Origin of the sequence: Pseudoxanthomonas sacheonensis, from assembly GCF_031455975.1 — a bacterium.
Classification (GTDB): domain Bacteria; phylum Pseudomonadota; class Gammaproteobacteria; order Xanthomonadales; family Xanthomonadaceae; genus Pseudoxanthomonas_A; species Pseudoxanthomonas_A sacheonensis_A.
In genome coordinates this window covers 846,484-861,985 of record NZ_JAVDTT010000001.1, presented here as the reverse complement: position 1 = coordinate 861,985, position 15,502 = coordinate 846,484, and the positions used below count along the sequence as shown (strand labels likewise).

The 15,502-nt window shown below is 63.7% G+C and carries 17 protein-coding genes; 1 reads left to right on the top strand and 16 read right to left on the bottom strand.

Annotation, left to right across the window (positions count from 1 at the left end; translation table 11 throughout):
* Nucleotides 1–7 precede the first annotated feature (7 nt).
* The 12 genes from J2W94_RS03925 to J2W94_RS03870 all read right to left on the bottom strand — a co-directional run bounded on the left by J2W94_RS03925 (nt 8) and on the right by J2W94_RS03870 (nt 10,265).
* Nucleotides 8–673, bottom strand: a complete 666-nt coding sequence (locus tag J2W94_RS03925) for a MotA/TolQ/ExbB proton channel family protein (protein WP_310090394.1) — start codon at nt 671–673, stop codon at nt 8–10.
* A 2-nt stretch (nt 674–675) separates the two neighbouring features.
* The gene (locus J2W94_RS03920; protein ID WP_310090393.1) at nt 676–3,063 is read right to left on the bottom strand and encodes a DNA internalization-related competence protein ComEC/Rec2; all 2,388 of its coding nucleotides are present in this window, start codon (nt 3,061–3,063) and stop codon (nt 676–678) included.
* A gap of 352 nt (nt 3,064–3,415) precedes the next feature.
* Entirely contained in the window at nt 3,416–4,153 is a 738-nt protein-coding gene (lolD, locus tag J2W94_RS03915) for a lipoprotein-releasing ABC transporter ATP-binding protein LolD (protein ID WP_310090392.1), read from the bottom strand.
* Entirely contained in the window at nt 4,146–5,390 is a 1,245-nt protein-coding gene (locus tag J2W94_RS03910) for a lipoprotein-releasing ABC transporter permease subunit (RefSeq protein WP_310090391.1), read from the bottom strand. Before J2W94_RS03910 ends, lolD begins: the two co-directional genes overlap by 8 nt.
* A gap of 6 nt (nt 5,391–5,396) precedes the next feature.
* Complete coding sequence (locus J2W94_RS03905) at nt 5,397–5,720, bottom strand: hypothetical protein (RefSeq protein ID WP_310090390.1); 324 nt, start codon at nt 5,718–5,720, stop codon at nt 5,397–5,399.
* Between the two features lie 79 nt (nt 5,721–5,799).
* Entirely contained in the window at nt 5,800–6,054 is a 255-nt protein-coding gene (locus J2W94_RS03900; RefSeq protein WP_310090389.1) for a succinate dehydrogenase assembly factor 2, read from the bottom strand.
* The gene (locus J2W94_RS03895; protein WP_310090388.1) at nt 6,051–6,473 is read right to left on the bottom strand and encodes an MAPEG family protein; all 423 of its coding nucleotides are present in this window, start codon (nt 6,471–6,473) and stop codon (nt 6,051–6,053) included. The genes J2W94_RS03900 and J2W94_RS03895 overlap by 4 nt, the downstream gene beginning before the upstream one ends.
* A 167-nt stretch (nt 6,474–6,640) precedes the next feature.
* Nucleotides 6,641–7,423, bottom strand: coding sequence for a succinate dehydrogenase iron-sulfur subunit (locus tag J2W94_RS03890; protein WP_310090387.1), 783 nt, complete (start codon nt 7,421–7,423; stop codon nt 6,641–6,643).
* Between the two features lie 18 nt (nt 7,424–7,441).
* A complete protein-coding gene (sdhA, locus tag J2W94_RS03885) occupies nt 7,442–9,235 on the bottom strand; it encodes a succinate dehydrogenase flavoprotein subunit (protein WP_310090386.1) in 1,794 nt (597 codons plus the stop codon).
* Nucleotide 9,236: 1 nt separating this feature from the next.
* The gene (gene sdhD, locus J2W94_RS03880) at nt 9,237–9,623 is read right to left on the bottom strand and encodes a succinate dehydrogenase, hydrophobic membrane anchor protein (RefSeq protein ID WP_310090385.1); all 387 of its coding nucleotides are present in this window, start codon (nt 9,621–9,623) and stop codon (nt 9,237–9,239) included.
* Nucleotides 9,620–10,015, bottom strand: coding sequence for a succinate dehydrogenase, cytochrome b556 subunit (gene sdhC, locus J2W94_RS03875; RefSeq protein ID WP_310090383.1), 396 nt, complete (start codon nt 10,013–10,015; stop codon nt 9,620–9,622). Before sdhC ends, sdhD begins: the two co-directional genes overlap by 4 nt.
* Nucleotides 10,016–10,094: 79 nt before the next feature.
* Nucleotides 10,095–10,265: a DUF1674 domain-containing protein gene (locus J2W94_RS03870; RefSeq protein ID WP_310090382.1), complete on the bottom strand. Its 171-nt coding sequence runs from the start codon at nt 10,263–10,265 to the stop codon at nt 10,095–10,097.
* Between the two features lie 39 nt (nt 10,266–10,304).
* Here J2W94_RS03870 and J2W94_RS03865 point away from each other — a divergent pair, with 39 nt between their 5' ends.
* Nucleotides 10,305–11,171 carry a YgfZ/GcvT domain-containing protein gene (locus J2W94_RS03865; RefSeq protein WP_310090381.1) on the top strand — a complete coding sequence of 289 codons (867 nt, stop codon included), beginning with the start codon at nt 10,305–10,307 and terminating at the stop codon, nt 11,169–11,171.
* Between the two features lie 113 nt (nt 11,172–11,284).
* Here the strand turns inward: J2W94_RS03865 and J2W94_RS03860 are convergent, their stop codons facing one another.
* The 4 genes from J2W94_RS03860 to J2W94_RS03845 all read right to left on the bottom strand — a co-directional run bounded on the left by J2W94_RS03860 (nt 11,285) and on the right by J2W94_RS03845 (nt 15,470).
* Entirely contained in the window at nt 11,285–11,842 is a 558-nt protein-coding gene (locus J2W94_RS03860) for an NADPH-dependent FMN reductase (protein WP_310090380.1), read from the bottom strand.
* 65 nt (nt 11,843–11,907) lie between these two features.
* Complete coding sequence (locus J2W94_RS03855; protein WP_310090379.1) at nt 11,908–14,184, bottom strand: thiamine pyrophosphate-dependent enzyme; 2,277 nt, start codon at nt 14,182–14,184, stop codon at nt 11,908–11,910.
* Nucleotides 14,185–14,274: 90 nt separating this feature from the next.
* Nucleotides 14,275–14,916 (bottom strand): glutathione S-transferase family protein, encoded by a 642-nt coding sequence (locus J2W94_RS03850; RefSeq protein WP_310090378.1) that lies wholly within the window; start codon nt 14,914–14,916, stop codon nt 14,275–14,277.
* On the bottom strand, nt 14,913–15,470 hold the full coding sequence (locus J2W94_RS03845) for a GNAT family N-acetyltransferase (protein ID WP_310090377.1): 558 nt from the start codon (nt 15,468–15,470) through the stop codon (nt 14,913–14,915). The genes J2W94_RS03850 and J2W94_RS03845 overlap by 4 nt, the downstream gene beginning before the upstream one ends.
* Between the last annotated feature and the right edge of the window lie 32 nt (nt 15,471–15,502).

Sequence of the window (15,502 nt, the reverse complement as noted above, 5' to 3'; positions counted from 1 at the left end):
GGCGAACTCAGCCCAAGGTCGCCGCAGCGGCAGGGTCGGCCGAAGCCACCCGGGTACGCGCGGTGACGACGGCTCTTGCGTCCAATGCGTCCAGCAGCGCGGTGGCCTGCTGCTCCATATCGATCACATAACCGGCTACGCGGCCACGGAAATAGCGATGGAACATCAGCGCCGGAATCGCCACGATCATGCCGGTGGCCGTGCACACCAGCGCTTTGCCGATACCACCGGCCAACTGGTTCACGTCGCCCACGCCATGGTCCAGGATGCCCAGGAACATCTGGATCATGCCAACCACCGTGCCCAGCAGCCCCAGCAACGGACCTGCGGCGGCGATGGTGCCTAGCGTGTTCAGGAATTTCTCCATCCGGTGCACTAGGTGCCGGCCGGTATCCTCGATGCGTTCGCGGATCTGCTCGCGCGGGCGGTTGCGCATGTCCAGCGCCGCGGCCAGCAGCGCGCCCAACGGGGAATTGCGGCGCAGGGATTCGATGTGGGCCGGATCCAGCTGACCGCGCGCGGCCCAACTGCGTACCTCCTCGCCCAGGTTGGGGGGCAGCACTTCCTTGCGCCGCAAGGTCCAGAACCGCTCAATCACTATCGCCAACGCCAATACCGCCAGCAACAACAAGGGAATCATGGGCCAGCCACCGGCCTTGACCAATTCCAGCACTTTCAGTCCTCCGGCACTCGGGGCCGTTCGTTCGCAAGCCGATAGGATAGCGTAGCCGCCTCCCTCAGCCTCACCGCATCCCAAAGCCGGGCCTGGTCGCGACGCCTTTCCCGTACCTGCAGCCCCTGCCTGCCTAGCCAGAGGCGGATTGCGCCGCTGTCTGCGGTATTCAGCACTTCCGTGCCATGACCCTGCCAGCGACTCACGACCTCCCGTTTGGGATGGCCGAAACGATTGGCGAAGCCCGCCGACACCAACGCCAGGCGCGCGCCCGTCGCGGCCACGAAATCGGGGTCGGACGAACCGCCGCTGCCGTGATGCGCCGCCAGCACCACATCGGCACGGATGCCGGCGGGATCGCGCCGCAGCAGCTCACGCTCGATCACGTCGCCTATGTCCCCGGTCAGCAGTACCGCGCCATGCCTGCTTTCTATCCGCAACACGCAGCTGGCTTCGTTGCCGAGATAAGGAAAATGCCGCGTCGGATGCAAGAAACGGAAGTCCACCCCTTCCCATCGCCACGACTGCCCCGCCACGCACGGCGAGTCGGCGGGCACCGGCGAGCCTTCCGGGGTCAACGATTCGCCTATCGGGAGCAGCGCGCTCACGGAAGCGAAACCGCCCGCATGATCGTTGTCCCCATGGCTGAGTACGACCCGATCCAGTTGCGCCACACCCAGTGCGCGCAACGCAGGTACGACTGCACGCTCGCCGGCATCGAAACCATCGCGCACCGCCGGCCCGGTGTCGTATAGCAGCGCGTGGTCCGCCGTGCGGACCAGCACCGAGAGCCCCTGCCCTACGTCGATCACCAGCAGCTCCACTTCGCCTTGCTTCGGCGATCCCATATCCGGCCACAGCAGCGGCAACCACAGCAGTACGGCCAGCCACTTGCCTGGCACGCCACGCGGCAATAGCAGCCAGAACGCGCCCAGCAAGGCCAACGGCAAGGCGTACCAGGCCGCTTCCGGCAGCCACCACAAGGAAAAACGGCTCTCCGCAAGCCAGGTGAACAGCGGCCAGGTCAGATCGAAACACCATGCGGCGACACGCCACGCCCAACCACCCGCGCCCGCATGCATGGCCTCCAGCGCAGTACCTACCAGCGACAGCGGCACCACGACCAGACTCCACCAGGGAATCGCGACCAGATTGACCAACGGACCCACCGCCGAGGCCTGCCCGAACAGCCCTACGGTCAGCGGCAACAGTCCCAGCGTGGCCGCCCCTTGTGCGGACAGGAACCCTTTCGCCCAATGCTGCGATTGCGGCAAGCACCACGCCAGCCAAGCGACGCCGGCGAAACTGAGCCAGAAGCCCGCAGCAAGCACCGACAGCGGGTCGAAAAGCAGCACCACGATCACCGCGAGCGCCAGCGAATCGACGATTCTTGCCTGACGCCGCGAAAGCCGGGCCAGCACCACCACTGCGATCATCAGCACGGTTCGTGCGGTAGGCAATGCGAAACCGGCGAGCGCCGCATAGCCGAACGCTCCAAGCAACCCCGCCAGGCCAGCGATCTGCGGCCGTGGCGTGCGTCGCGCCCAGAGGGGAACGCATCGCCACAATCCAGCGGCGCACAGCGCGAAGAATCCCGCCACCAGACCGACATGGAAACCGGAAATCGCGATCAGGTGGGTCACGCCGGTGGCGCGCAGGATCTCCCAATCCCGATCCTCCAGTCCGCGCGTATCGCCCAGCGCCAATGCGCGGACGTAACGCGAGGAAGCGGAAGGCACGGCGCGCTGGATGCGCGCGGACATGCCTTCACGCCAAGCGTCGATACCTTCCGGTTTCGACCGCTGGCGTGCCCGGCCGGCCTCGCGCACATACCCGGTGGCGGCGATACGCTGGGAAAGCGCGTGCCGTTCGCTGTCGAATCCGCCTGGATTGCTCAACCCTCGTGGCGCACGCACTTGCACCACCATTTTCCAGCGCGCGCCCGCACGCAGTTGCGTACGCGGCCCCGGCTCTTTCGCATCGAAATCGTCGTACCAGGAAAGCTGCAGCGATTTTCCGCGCAAGGGTTCCGGTTGAGCAGCATCGTCATCGACACGGAATCGGAAGCGCGTGCGCCGCAACTCGGCTTGGGGAAGATCGTCAATACGTCCTTCGACGATCAGGTCGCGCTTTTCCCACGAGGGCGGAAGCTGCGCGGAGAGCACCAGCGCCGCCTGCACTCCGGCCCAGCCGAATCCGATCAGGCACGATCCCAACCAGCGCCAGCGTGGTCCGCGCCACCACCACGCCAGGCCGAGGGCGACCGATATAACCAGGATCGGCGGAGGAAGCAGGCCCGGCAATAGCAGGCATGCACCTACTCCAGCCAGCAACGCGATAGCGTTGGTAGCACCGAATGAACTTGCGGCAATTCCGTCGCCTTGGGACATCTGGAGATAGCAACCCGGCGTTGTGGACTATGCCGCCGAAGATGATCGCCTCCGTTGTCCGGCGCTATCGGCGTCCCTCCCCGCGTCAGGTAGGAAAGCCCCGATGGCAAGGGCTTATGCGTCGAGCGAGTTCGGCCACTTTCCATGCAGATGCTTTTTTTGCGCCGACTGAACCCTCATATCGTCATCCCGACGAAAGCCGGGACCCAACTCGCCGACAACGGACGCTTGAGTCCCGGCTTTCGCCGGGATGACGACTTTATTTTTGAAATTTTCCGAGCGGCATCGGCGAACTGCATTTGGGATCGCAAGCAAGGCAGCCTAGCAAGTCCGCCCTACAACAGGATCGGCTTCAGACGTCGGAGAGAGACAGTTCCCGCAGGCGGCCTTCATGCAGTTCCAGCACGCGATCCAGCTTGCGCGCCAGGCGCCGGTCGTGGGTCACCAGCACCAGGCTGGTCTTCTGGGCGCGGTTGAGTTCCAGCATCAGCTCGAATACGGTCGCGGCGGTCTTCTCGTCCAGGTTGCCGGTGGGCTCGTCGCCGAGCACGCAGGCGGGCTGGTTGACCAACGCACGGGCGACAGCGGCACGTTGGCGTTCGCCTCCGGAAAGCTCGCCCGGCTTGTGTTCTATGCGATGGCCCAACCCCACTTTTTCCAATAGCGCCTGGGCGCGCTGCGCGGCGGCCTTCACGTCGGCGCCGCCTAGCATTACCGGCATCATCACATTCTCGAGCGCGGTGAATTCGGGCAGCAGATGGTGGAACTGGTAAACGAAACCGAGCGCACGGTTGCGCAGTTGCCCGCGAGCGGAATTGGAGAGCGAGGACATCTTCTGCCCGGCCACATAAACCTCGCCCGCGGTCGGCGTATCCAGGCCGCCCAGCAAGTGCAGCAGTGTGCTCTTGCCCGCGCCGGAAGCGCCGACGATGGCCACGGTTTCGCCTGCCTGCACCGACAGATCCAAGCCGTCGAATACCGGCGTCTTCATCTTCCCTTCGGAGTAGGTCTTAGCCAGCTTCTCGGCGCGCATGACTTCGCCAGCGGCGCCTCCGCCGACACCACTTTCCAATGCCCAGGACTTACTCATAGCGCAGCGCCTCCGCCGGGTCGGTACGCGCCGCGCGCCACGCCGGATACAAGGTGGCGAGGAAACTCATGACCAGGGCGATCATCGCGATCACGGCCACGTCGCCGCCTTGCAGGTCGTAGGGCAAGCCAGTGATGTAGTAAACATCGGCCGGCAGCAGAGTGATGTTGAAGGTGGACTCGATCAGGCCGAGGATCGATTCCAGGTTGATGGTCAGCAACACGCCGCCCACCACGCCCAGCACGGTGCCGATGATGCCGATCAGCGATCCCTGCACCATGAATACCTGCATCACCCCGCGCGGAGTCAGCCCCAGCGTGCGCAAGATAGCGATATCGGCCTGTTTGTCGGTAACCAGCATCACCTGCGAGGAAACTAGATTGAAGGCGCCCATCGCGATGATCAGCGACAGGAGTATTCCCATTACCGTCTTTTCCATTTTCAGCGAGCTGTAGAGATTCGCGTTCTCGCTGGTCCAGTCGCTGATGCGGTAAGGTCCGCGCAGGTTTTCTGCCAGATCGCGGGCCACGTTCCAGGACTGGTCCATATCGTGCAGCTTCAGGCGCACGCCGGTAACGCCATCGCCCATCTTCAGCACGCGCTGCAGGTCGGACATATTGACCACAGCCAGGCCCTTGTCGATTTCGTTGTACCCGGCCTCGAAGATGCCGCTGACCTTGAAGCGCTTGATGCTCGGCATGGCACCCATGGGGGTGCTGCGCTCGTCGGCAAGCATCACCACCACGTTGTCACCCACGCTGACGCCAAGCCAGAGCGCCAGTTCCTGACCCAGTACCACATTGAAGGAGCCTGGCGCCAGAGAATCCAGGCTGCCCCGCTTCATCTTGTCCGCCAACACCGAAACCTTCTTCTCCTCGGCGGGAATGACGCCCCGCACGATCGCAGGCTGGTTACGGGCTCCCTTCAGCAGCGCTTGGCTATCGACGTAGGGAGCCGCACCCGCGACCCGCTTGTCCTGTGTAGCCACCATTACCGCATGCGGCCAATCCTGCATCGCATCGCCGGCGGCGCTGACCGTGGCGTGGGCGGTCATCTGCAGCATGCGGTCGCGGATCTCGCGCTGGAATCCGCTCATCACCGACAAGGTGGTGATCAGCACGGTCACGCCCAGGGCGATGCCTAGGATCGAGGCCAGCGAGATGAAGGAGATAAAGCCATTGCGGCGTTTGGCGCGCAGGTAGCGCAGGCCGATGGCGACAGGGATGGGTTTGAACATAGGCCGCTATGGTGCCATTGCGCGCCGGTGCCGCGAAGCATCCAGACTGCCGGCGGCCAGACGCAGTTCACGTCGGCGGGCTGCGGGAAGCGTATCCGGCCACCAGGACAGGCGCCTCGGCCTGCCCTGGCGATCCCGCCAGAGCAGGAAAGCCATCGGGCCGCGCCACTGCAGCTTGACGTTGTCGATGGGCTGGCCGTCCAGCGTTACCGGAAGGTCGTTGCCTGGGAAAAACAACTCATGGCCGGGCAACCGCCACTCCCGACGCGCCTGCCACGCACCATAAGCCAGCACTAAACCGCTTAAGGGCCAGGCGGCCCATCGAGGCATCGCAGAGGCCAGCACGGAGAATGCGGCAACCATACCCAGCACGAGCAGCGCGCCGATAACCCAGCGCGAGGGACGCCATTCAAGGCGGCAGCTGACGAATACGCTGGATAAGTGATGCGAGCGCGTCATCGGGACATTGCTCATAGCCCATGAACCAGCGCCAGAGCTTATCGTCCTCGCAATCGAGCAGCCGTAGGAAAACCCCGCGATCGGCGTCGGAAGCGCGCGCCCACTCGCGGTCGAGGTAACGGCCGAACAACTGGTCGAGCTCGCGCATGCCGCGTCGGCAGCGCCAGCGCAGGCGCTTCAGCTCAATCTCGTCTGCCTCGCTCATCCGCGCAACAGGCCCACCACAAGCACCGCCCACAGCACCCACACCACGCAGGTGGAAAGCACATACACAGTGAAGCGATGCATGACCTTGTTGTAGCTGCACTGGATCAAACTGTGCAGCACACGACCCGCAACGAAGCCCCAGGCGAGCCCAAGCACCAGCGGTGTCACTTGCTGGGTCAGGTAGGCCACGATCAGCGCCAGGTAAAACAGCACCGGCACTTCGAACAGGTTGCTGAAATTGTCGGCGGCACGGGTATCGACCAGGTGGGCGGATTTCTGCGCCGAGGTGGCCACGGCCTGGGGGTGGATCCGCAGGCGCCGCATCTCGGGGATGCGCACGGCATAGAGACGCACCCAGACGACTAAGGTCAGGGCGACCATAGCCAGCACGGGGTGAAAGATTTCGTTTCCGCTCATCCGCAACTCCCCAAATCGTCATTCCCGCGAAGGCGGGAACCCAGCGACTTTGCTATTGATGATCACTTCGGCAATAACTGGAAATCTTCCAGGTTTCGCTTGAGTCTCAGGTAACAAGATCAAAGACACTGGGTTCCCGCCTTCGCGGGAATGACGAGCAGGAAGAATTACGCCCGGCGCGCCAACATCAGCTTCTTGATTTCGGCGATGGCCAGCGCCGGATTCAGGCCTTTCGGGCAGGTCCTCGCGCAGTTCATGATGGTGTGGCAGCGGTACAGGCGGAACGGATCCTCCAGATCGTCCAGACGCGCGCCGGTGTCCTCGTCGCGGGAATCGACGATCCAGCGGTAGGCCTGCAGCAGGATCGCCGGGCCCAGGTAGCGCTCGCCGTTCCACCAGTAGCTGGGGCACGAGGTCGAGCAGCAGGCGCACAGGATGCATTCGTACAGGCCATCGAGCTGCTTGCGGTCCTCCGGCGACTGCAGACGCTCACGATCCGGCGGCGCCGCGGTCTGGGTGCGGATCCACGGTTTGATCGATGCGTACTGCGCGTAGAAATGGGTCAGATCCGGCACCAGATCCTTGACCACATCCATGTGCGGCAGTGGATAGATCGGCACCTCGCTCTTCTTGCAGTCGCTGATCGCGCGGGTGCAAGCCAGGGTGTTGGTGCCGTCGATGTTCATCGCGCACGAACCGCAGATGCCTTCGCGGCACGAGCGGCGAAAGGTCAAGGTGGGATCGATCTCGTTCTTGATCTTGATCAGCGCGTCCAAGACCATCGGCCCGCACGCGGCCAGATCGACCTCGTAGGTATCGGTGCGCGGGTTCTGGTCGTCGTCCGGACTCCAGCGATACACCTTGAAGACGCGCGGATTCTTCGCGCCCTTCGCCGGGAAGTGCTTGCCCTTCTGGACCTTGGAATTCTTCGGGAGCGAAAATTCTGCCATGTCTGTCTTCTATCCCGATCAGTAAACGCGCGGCTTCGGCGGCACCACATCCACGTCCTTGCTCAACGTGTACATGTGCACCGGGCGGAAATCGAAACTGCACTGGCCCTTCTCGTCCACGTTGACCAGCGTGTGCTTCTGCCAGTTGACGTCGTCGCGATCGGGGAAATCCTCGTGCGCATGCGCGCCGCGGCTTTCGTGGCGCTGTTCGGCCGAATTGATGGTGGCCACCGCGTTCAGCAGCAGGTTGTGCAGCTCGTAGGTTTCCAACAGGTCCGAGTTCCAGATCAGCGAACGGTCGGTCACCTTCACGTCCTCGAACGAGTTGAAGATATCGGCCATCTTGTCGCAGCCTTCCTTCAGCGTCTTCGAAGTGCGGAACACCGCCGCGTCGTTCTGCATGGTGGCCTGCATGTTGTCGCGGATCACCGCCGTCGGCGTGCCGCCGTTGGCGTTGCGCAGCTTGTCCAGGTGCGACAGCGCCTTGTCGCAGGCGTCGTCGGCCAGCTTGCTGTGCGGTCCGCCGGTCTTGATGGTTTCGGCGCAGCGGTTGGCGACCGCGCGACCGAATACGACCAGATCGAGCAGCGAGTTGGAACCCAGGCGGTTGGCGCCGTGCACCGACACGCAGGCTGCTTCGCCGATGGCATACAGACCCGGCACCACGGAATCGGGGTTGTCGCCGACCTTGCGCACCACCTCGCCGTGGTAATTGGTCGGGATGCCGCCCATGTTGTAGTGCACGGTCGGGATGACCGGAATCGGCTGGGTGGCCACATCGACGCCGGCGAAGATGCGCGCGCTTTCGGCGATGCCGGGCAGCTTCTCGTGAATCACTTCCGGCCCCAGGTGGGTCAGGTCAAGCAGGATGTGGTCCTTCTTTTCGCCGACGCCGCGGCCTTCGCGGATCTCGATGGTCATCGAACGCGACACCACGTCGCGCGAGGCCAGATCCTTGTAATGCGGCGCGTAGCGCTCCATGAAGCGCTCGCCGTTGCTATTGCGCAGGATGCCGCCTTCGCCACGCACGCCTTCGGTGATCAGGCAGCCCGCGCCGTAGATGCCGGTTGGATGGAACTGCACGAATTCCATGTCCTGCATCGGCAGACCCGCGCGCAGAGCCAGTCCGCCGCCGTCGCCGGTGCAGGTATGCGCCGAAGTCGCGCTGAAATACGCGCGGCCATAACCGCCGGTCGCCAGCACCACGCCCTGGGCGCGGAACAGATGCAGCGTGCCTTCGGCCATGTCCAGCGCGAGCACGCCCTTGCAGGCGCCTTCCTCGTCGAAGATCAGGTCCAGCGCGAAGTATTCGATCATGAAGCGCGCGTCGTGCTTCAACGACTGCTGGTACAGCGTGTGCAGCATGGCGTGGCCGGTGCGGTCGGCCGCGGCGCAGGTGCGCTGTGCCGGCGGGCCTTCGCCGTATCGGGTGGTCATGCCGCCGAACGGGCGCTGGTAGATCTTGCCTTCCTCGGTACGGCTGAAAGGCACGCCGTAGTGTTCGAGTTCGACGATGGCCGGAATGGCCTCGCGGCACATGTATTCGATCGCGTCCTGGTCGCCCAGCCAGTCCGAACCCTTGATGGTGTCGTAAAAGTGGTAGCGCCAGTCGTCCTCGCCCATGTTGCCGAGCGCCGCCGAGATGCCGCCCTGCGCGGCGACGGTATGCGAACGGGTCGGGAACACCTTGGTCAGGCACACCGTCTGCAAGCCTTTGGCCGCCAAGCCGAAGGTGGCGCGCAGTCCGGCGCCGCCGGCGCCGACCACGACCATGTCGTATTTGTGTTCGGTGATCTTGTAGGCCGAAGTCATGTCAGCTTCCTAATGCTATGCGGACCACGGCGAAAACGCTGGCCAGCGCGCCAAGGATGCAGATGAAGTACACCGCGATCTGCGCGGTCAGTGCCAGAGCATGGCTGTGCACGTAATCTTCGATGATCACCTGCAAGCCGAGTTGGGCATGCCAGAACATCGCCACCAGGAAGGCGATCAGCAGCATTGCGTTCCACGGCTTGGCGACGGCGTCGCCGGCAGTCAGGTAATCGGCATGCATCAGCCCGATCACGAAGTACAGGAACCAGCAGGTCAGTACGACCAGGGCGATGGCGGTCAGGCGTTGGACGATGAAGTGGTGGGTGCCTTGCTTCGCAGAGCCCAGCCCGCGCACGTCTTTCAAAGGAGTGCGGTAACGCGCGCTCATAGCCAGCCTCCGCGGGAGAAGATGAAGCCCCAGATGGCGCCGGTCAGCAGCAAGCTGCCGATCACCGACAACCAGCCGTTGCGGATGAAGGCGGGGATGCTGAAGCCGAAGCCCGCATCCTGCACCAGATGGCGGATGCCGTTGAGCAGGTGGTAGGCGAAGGCCCAGGTCCAACCGAACAGGATGGCGAACCCGAACCAGGAGCCGGCCAGCCTGCGTACGCAATCCCAGGCTTCGGGGCCGCTGGCCAAGGCCAGTAAGGCGGCGGCGATGAGCAGCGCGCCGACGGCGAGGATGATTCCGGTGGCCCGATGGACGATGGAAGTCGCCATCTGGATCTGCCAGCGGTACACCTGCAGGTGCGGTGAAAGCGGACGTTGTCGGGTCGCCATTCGCTGGGCTCGTTGTCTCGGCTGGGCGGTCTCCGTAGGACCGCGTTGGCTGGGCAGGCGTTACTCGATGACCGGTGGATCAGAAATCGATGCAACGTCCGTTTTTCTCCCAATCCCCGTAACGCGTCGGCTCGGGACCGTCGCGACCACCGATTTCCTTCGGTGTTACCGCTTCCTGCTCCACAGAGTCCCTTTCAGGCTGCTGTGTTCCGGGTACGGGATCGGGAATGGAAGGGGTTTCGCCTATCATGTTGTTCTCGCAACGCACAAAATTTTAATCCTCCCCCCTTTGCCTGACAACCTGCCCGTCTCCGCTGCGCCTTTCTTCGCCCTGCCCGACCATGCCGTGGTCGCGCTGGACGGACCGGATGCGACTGCCTTTGCGCAGGCCCAATTCGCCAACGATGTGGTTGCCCTGTCGCCCGGACATTGGCAATGGAACGCCTGGCTGACGCCCAAGGGCCGCGTCATTGCTGTGTTTGCGCTGCTCAAGCTGGCCGAGGACCGGATCCTGTTGCTGGTGCCCGACACCGATGCCGGCGAGCTCGGCACTCAGCTGCAACGCTTCGTATTCCGACGGAAGTTGAAGATCTCGGCGCCGGCCGGCCTGAAGGTCGGCGGCGCGTTGCGCGAGCCCGATTCGGCGCAAAGTGCGCGGATCGGCTTCCAGGGCAGCTCGATAGAACTCGATTACGGCGATGACCATCAGGCGCGCAGCTTGCTTATCGCACCGATGGAAGATCTGCCGTATGACTCGGAGTCGCATGCGCGCTGGACCACCCACGATCTGCACGCTGGACTGCCGCGCCTGCCGACGGGCCAGCGCGAACAATGGACGCCGCAGCAACTGTCGCTGGAGCGCCTGCAGGCTTTCAGCGTCAAGAAGGGTTGCTACCCGGGCCAGGAAATCGTCGCGCGCACTCACTTCCTGGGCAAGGCCAAGCGGGGGCTTGTATTGTTCGAAGGCGACGCACCCTTGCCGGTTGGTGCTGAGGTCAGCGATGGAGAACGTACGATCGGAACCCTCGTCAGCGTGGCCGATGGCCAGACGCCGCTCGCCTTGGCGGTCCTGCCACTGGACCGCCCGTCGGCGCCCCTGCAGGCAGGCGACATTGCCCTTCGCGAAATTCCGTTGCGGGACGGCCTGCAACGCTAGTAGCCGGTAGGAACCGCAGGAATCGTAGGAGCGACGTAAGTCGCGACTGATCTGTTATGTATTCGCGACTTACGTCGCTCCTACGCCTACGCCGTCCATCAGCATGCAAGCGATCAGGCCGCCAAGGTCTTGATCAGCCACGCCGAATAACGGTCGACGAAGCCTTGCAAGAATTTCTGCGTGCGCTCGTTGCCAATGCGGCCTTCTTCGTCGATCAGCTCTTCCTGGAACTGCACCGTCACCTCCGGCTGGGCCATGGCCAGCACGTCCAGACCGACGAACACGTTGCGCAGATGCTGCTGCGCCAGCGCCGTTCCGCGCGCGCCCGGCGAAGTGCCGATGACCGCGGCCGGCTTGCCGGCGAATGAATTACTGCCCGGCGGGCGTGAGCCGACGTCGATGGCGTTCTTGAGCACCCCCGGCATGGAGCGGTTATATTCGGGCGTGACGAAGAGCAGCGCGTCGGCTGCTTCGATCGCTTGCTTGAAAAGGATGCCGGGCGCCGGGTAATCGTGGTCGAAGTCCTGGTTATAGAGCGGAAGATCGGCGATCTCCACGCGCTGCAACACGAATCGCTCGGAGAACATCTTCCCCACCGCCAGCGCCAGCTTCTTGTTTATCGAATGCGTGCGCAGGCTGCCGACGATGACTGCGATCTTGATCTGGTCCATGCCGATCTCCTTGGGGAGGTACCGATACTAGCCAGCCATGCGCGACGGCGCCGTGCAGGCCGGCCTCAGGCAAGGCGATCCGCCGCTTTCACGATGTCCTCATCGCCCGGCAGCACCAGCAACGCCGCGCCGGCGAGTGGCGTATACGTATCCACGCCCACCACACGCTGGAACGGACGACCGGCGAAACCGGCTTCGGCGATGGCGGTGATCACGCCCTCGCCCACACCGGCCGAATGACGGCCTTCGTCGACGATCAGGATGCGCTTGGCCGACTTCGCCTGTTCGGCGATGAAGCTCTCATTGAGCGGCACCAGCCAGCGCAGGTCGACCACGCGCACTTTCCAGCCGTGCTTTTTATTGATCTCCCGCGCTGCGCGCAGGCTCATCGGCACGCCGTTGCCGTAAGTGAAGATCACCAGGTCGTCGGCGCGCTTGTCATCGGAATGCACGCTATAGATGCGACCTTCGCCCAAGACCATCGCCTGATCCGGCGCGGGATAAGCGGTCAGCCAGCCGCCGTCGCCGGCCTCGTACAGATCCTTGGTCATGTACAGCGCGATGGGCTCCAGGAAGATGCTCACCCGCCCGTCCACCTTGGCCAAGGCTGCCAATGTGCGCAGCATGGTGGCCGCATCGTCGCCGCGCGACGGACAGCCGACTACCAACCCGGGGATATCCCGCAGCGCGGTGATCGAGTTGTCGTTGTGAAAATGGCCGCCGAATCCGCGCTGATAGCCCAACCCGGCCATGCGCACCACCATCGGGTTGCGATACTGGTTGTTGGAGAAGAACTGCAGCGACGCCGCCTCGCCGCGGATCTGATCGCAAGCGTTGTGGAAATAAGCCAGATACTGGATTTCCGGCACCGGCAGCATGCCCAGGTTGGCGTAACCCTGGGCAAGGCCAAGGATCATGGTTTCATCCAGCAGCGTATTGAACACGCGGCTGTTCTTGAACGCTTTGTGCAGACCTTTGGTGACGGTGTACACGCCGCCCTTCTGCGCCACGTCCTCGCCGAACAGCAGCGCTTCCGGGTATTTGCAGAACAGGTCGTGCAGCGCGTTGTTGATGAGGATGGCCAGGTGCCGCGGCGGCTGAGCTTCCGGCAGTTTCTCTTCGCTTCCGAAGATCTGCAGGCGCTTTTCCGCATAGTCGGCGCGCGTGGCTTCAGCCATCACTTTCGCCGGTGTATACGGCGCCAACGGTGCGATCACGTCTTCCAGGCGCGTCAGCTTGGGCGTTTTGTCCGCAGCGTCGGCGGCGGCGAAACATTTGCGACGGATGCCTTCGTACAAGGCCAGCAGTTCCTGTTTCGTATACGAACCCGATTCCAGCGCGATCGCGGCCGAGCGCAGCAAAGGATCGCCCGCTTCCACCGCAACCAGTTCCTCGATCGGACGCCACTCGATCTCGAAGTCGGTGCCCGCGTGTCCCATGATCCGGGTAGTGCGCAGATGCAGGAAGGTCGGGCGGCGGGTACGGCGGCAATGCTCGACCGCCGCTTGTACCTGGCCATAGCCTTCGGCCAGATCGAGGCCATCGGCATAAAAGTAATCCAGGTCGCTGCGGTTGGAGAAATTGCGCTCGATCCACCCGCCCGGCGTCTTCACCGAGATGCCGATGCCGTTATCCTCGCAGACGAACAGCACCGGCGCCGGTAGTTTCTGGTACGACGTCCATGCCGCGGCGTTGAAGGCCGTCTGCGCAGTGGCGTGGTTGCTGGAGGCATCGCCGAAGGAGCAGATGGCGATGCTGTCGTCGGGAATCGGCGAGACATGGCCGATGCGCTTGGCCTGTTCGATCGCCACCGCCGTGCCCAGCGCCTTGGGCAGGTGCGAGGCGATGGTGGAGGTCTGCGGCAGCACCCATAGCGGCTTGGAGCCCCAGACCTTGTGGCGGCCGCCGGAAGCCGGGTCTTCCGAACTCGCCGCGAAGGACAGGGCCGAATCCATGATCGGGTCCATGCCCGGCAGTTTGCGGAAACGCTCGGCCATGAACGCGCCGGAACGGTAGTGCAGGAAGGCCGGATCGGTGTGACGGGTCAGTCGCGCGACCATCGCGTTGCCTTCGTGGCCGGAACTGCCGATGGTGTAGAAGACCTTGTTCTGCACCCGCAGCACGCGCGCCATCAGATCCAGATGACGCGAAACCAGCTGCGATTCCAGCAGCTCGACGAACGATTGCGCGTCCAGCGCGCTGCCTTCCAGCACCGCTTCTCCCGGTGCGGGTTTCGCGTCGGCCACCCCATTCCACTCCTGCACGAACTCGGTGAAGTTCTGGTCGCAGATTTCGGCGCGGTTGAGGCCTTTCATGCGGGCGGGAATGGGCTTGGCGGTCATTGGTCTTTCCGTAGGTCGGGCCTACGCGCCCGACTGCAATTGGTGGCGTTCCCGGAGAACCGGGCGTCGGGGGCGTAGCCCGACCCACGCTCAATCGATATGGGCCAACAAAGCAGCGTTTTCCGCCGGCGGTTCCGGCATCGCCACGAATCCGGACTGATTTCGCACGCGCGCCAGCCAGTTGCGCAGCGCCGGAAAAGGAGCGAGATCGAAGCCGCCGTGATGAGCGACATCGGTATAGGCGAACAGCGCGATGTCGGCGATGCCGTAATCGGCGCCGGTGAACCACTCGGCCGACTGCAGATGCGTTTCCATCACCGCCAGTGCCTGATTCCCACGCTCGCGCAATCGCGGGAGGTCGGCCCGGCGGGGCGAATCCAGCGGCGTCCATCCGCAGATGAAACGGGCGACGGCGATGTAGGGCTCATGGCTGTACTGTTCGAAGAACATCCAGCTCAACGCCTGCGCGCGCAGCCAGGCATCGGCAGGCAGATAACGGCTGCCTTCGGCCAGATAGCAGAGGATGGCGTTCGATTCCACCAGAATGCGGCCGTCTTCCAGCTCCAGCATCGGCACCTTGCCGTTGGCGTTCTTGGCCAGGTATTCCGGCGTGCGGGTCGCGCCCTGAGAGCTGTCGATTTCCACCCAGCGGTACTCGTGCCCGAGTTGTTCCAGCAACAAGCGCAATTTGTGGCAATTGCCGGAAACCGAATAGCCGTAAACGGTGATCATGCCCTGCTCTCCTTGTTGCGATGGGATATCCACTCTTCGCGCGACTGTCCCCAGATCTCGACCGGTTTTTCATCGTGCGGCGCGGGCAACCAACCCATGCGCAGAAAACGCGATCCCAGCTTCGCCGCAACCGTCTTCGAATTGACGTTGTCTTCGGCGATGGTGTGGATCACCTCGCTCCAGCCCAGGTGACCGAACGCCCAATCGGTCGCGGCGCGCGCGCCCTCCGGAGCGAAACCCCTGCCCCAATGCTCACGTGCGATGCTCCAGCCGACTTCCGTGCCCGGCCAGCCCTCGGGCTGCCATGGCCCCAATCGCCCGACCCATAGTCCGGTGGCTTTCTCGATCACGGAGAAGAACGCGAACCCCTGCAGATGCCACGCCCCGAAGACCGCAGCGAAACTACGCCACGCGATCGACCGTGGCTGTACGCCGCCGATATACCGCGAGGCTTCTTCGTCGGCGATGAAGGCCGCCCACGGCTCGAAGTCCTGCGCCTGTGGCGGGCGCAGGACTAAACGTTCGGTTTCCAGTTGCAGATCGAAGATACTCATGGGCTCTCGCTGTTCCTTCTCCCACTGGGAGA

Excerpts from the sequence above, each read along its gene's own strand:
- J2W94_RS03920 (WP_310090393.1), bottom strand. The coding sequence starts at position 3,063 with ATGTCCCAAGGCGACGGAATTGCCGCAAGTTCATTCGGTGCTACCAAC.
- lolD (WP_310090392.1), bottom strand. The coding sequence starts at position 4,153 with ATGAGTAAGTCCTGGGCATTGGAAAGTGGTGTCGGCGGAGGCGCCGCT.
- J2W94_RS03910 (WP_310090391.1), bottom strand. The coding sequence starts at position 5,390 with ATGTTCAAACCCATCCCTGTCGCCATCGGCCTGCGCTACCTGCGCGCC.
- J2W94_RS03905 (WP_310090390.1), bottom strand. The coding sequence starts at position 5,720 with ATGCCTCGATGGGCCGCCTGGCCCTTAAGCGGTTTAGTGCTGGCTTAT.
- J2W94_RS03900 (WP_310090389.1), bottom strand. The coding sequence starts at position 6,054 with ATGAGCGAGGCAGACGAGATTGAGCTGAAGCGCCTGCGCTGGCGCTGC.
- J2W94_RS03895 (WP_310090388.1), bottom strand. The coding sequence starts at position 6,473 with ATGAGCGGAAACGAAATCTTTCACCCCGTGCTGGCTATGGTCGCCCTG.
- J2W94_RS03890 (WP_310090387.1), bottom strand. The coding sequence starts at position 7,423 with ATGGCAGAATTTTCGCTCCCGAAGAATTCCAAGGTCCAGAAGGGCAAG.
- sdhA (WP_310090386.1), bottom strand. The coding sequence starts at position 9,235 with ATGACTTCGGCCTACAAGATCACCGAACACAAATACGACATGGTCGTG.
- sdhD (WP_310090385.1), bottom strand. The coding sequence starts at position 9,623 with ATGAGCGCGCGTTACCGCACTCCTTTGAAAGACGTGCGCGGGCTGGGC.
- sdhC (WP_310090383.1), bottom strand. The coding sequence starts at position 10,015 with ATGGCGACCCGACAACGTCCGCTTTCACCGCACCTGCAGGTGTACCGC.
- J2W94_RS03870 (WP_310090382.1), bottom strand. The coding sequence starts at position 10,265 with ATGATAGGCGAAACCCCTTCCATTCCCGATCCCGTACCCGGAACACAG.
- J2W94_RS03860 (WP_310090380.1), bottom strand. The coding sequence starts at position 11,842 with ATGGACCAGATCAAGATCGCAGTCATCGTCGGCAGCCTGCGCACGCAT.
- J2W94_RS03855 (WP_310090379.1), bottom strand. The coding sequence starts at position 14,184 with ATGACCGCCAAGCCCATTCCCGCCCGCATGAAAGGCCTCAACCGCGCC.
- J2W94_RS03850 (WP_310090378.1), bottom strand. The coding sequence starts at position 14,916 with ATGATCACCGTTTACGGCTATTCGGTTTCCGGCAATTGCCACAAATTG.
- J2W94_RS03845 (WP_310090377.1), bottom strand. The coding sequence starts at position 15,470 with ATGAGTATCTTCGATCTGCAACTGGAAACCGAACGTTTAGTCCTGCGC.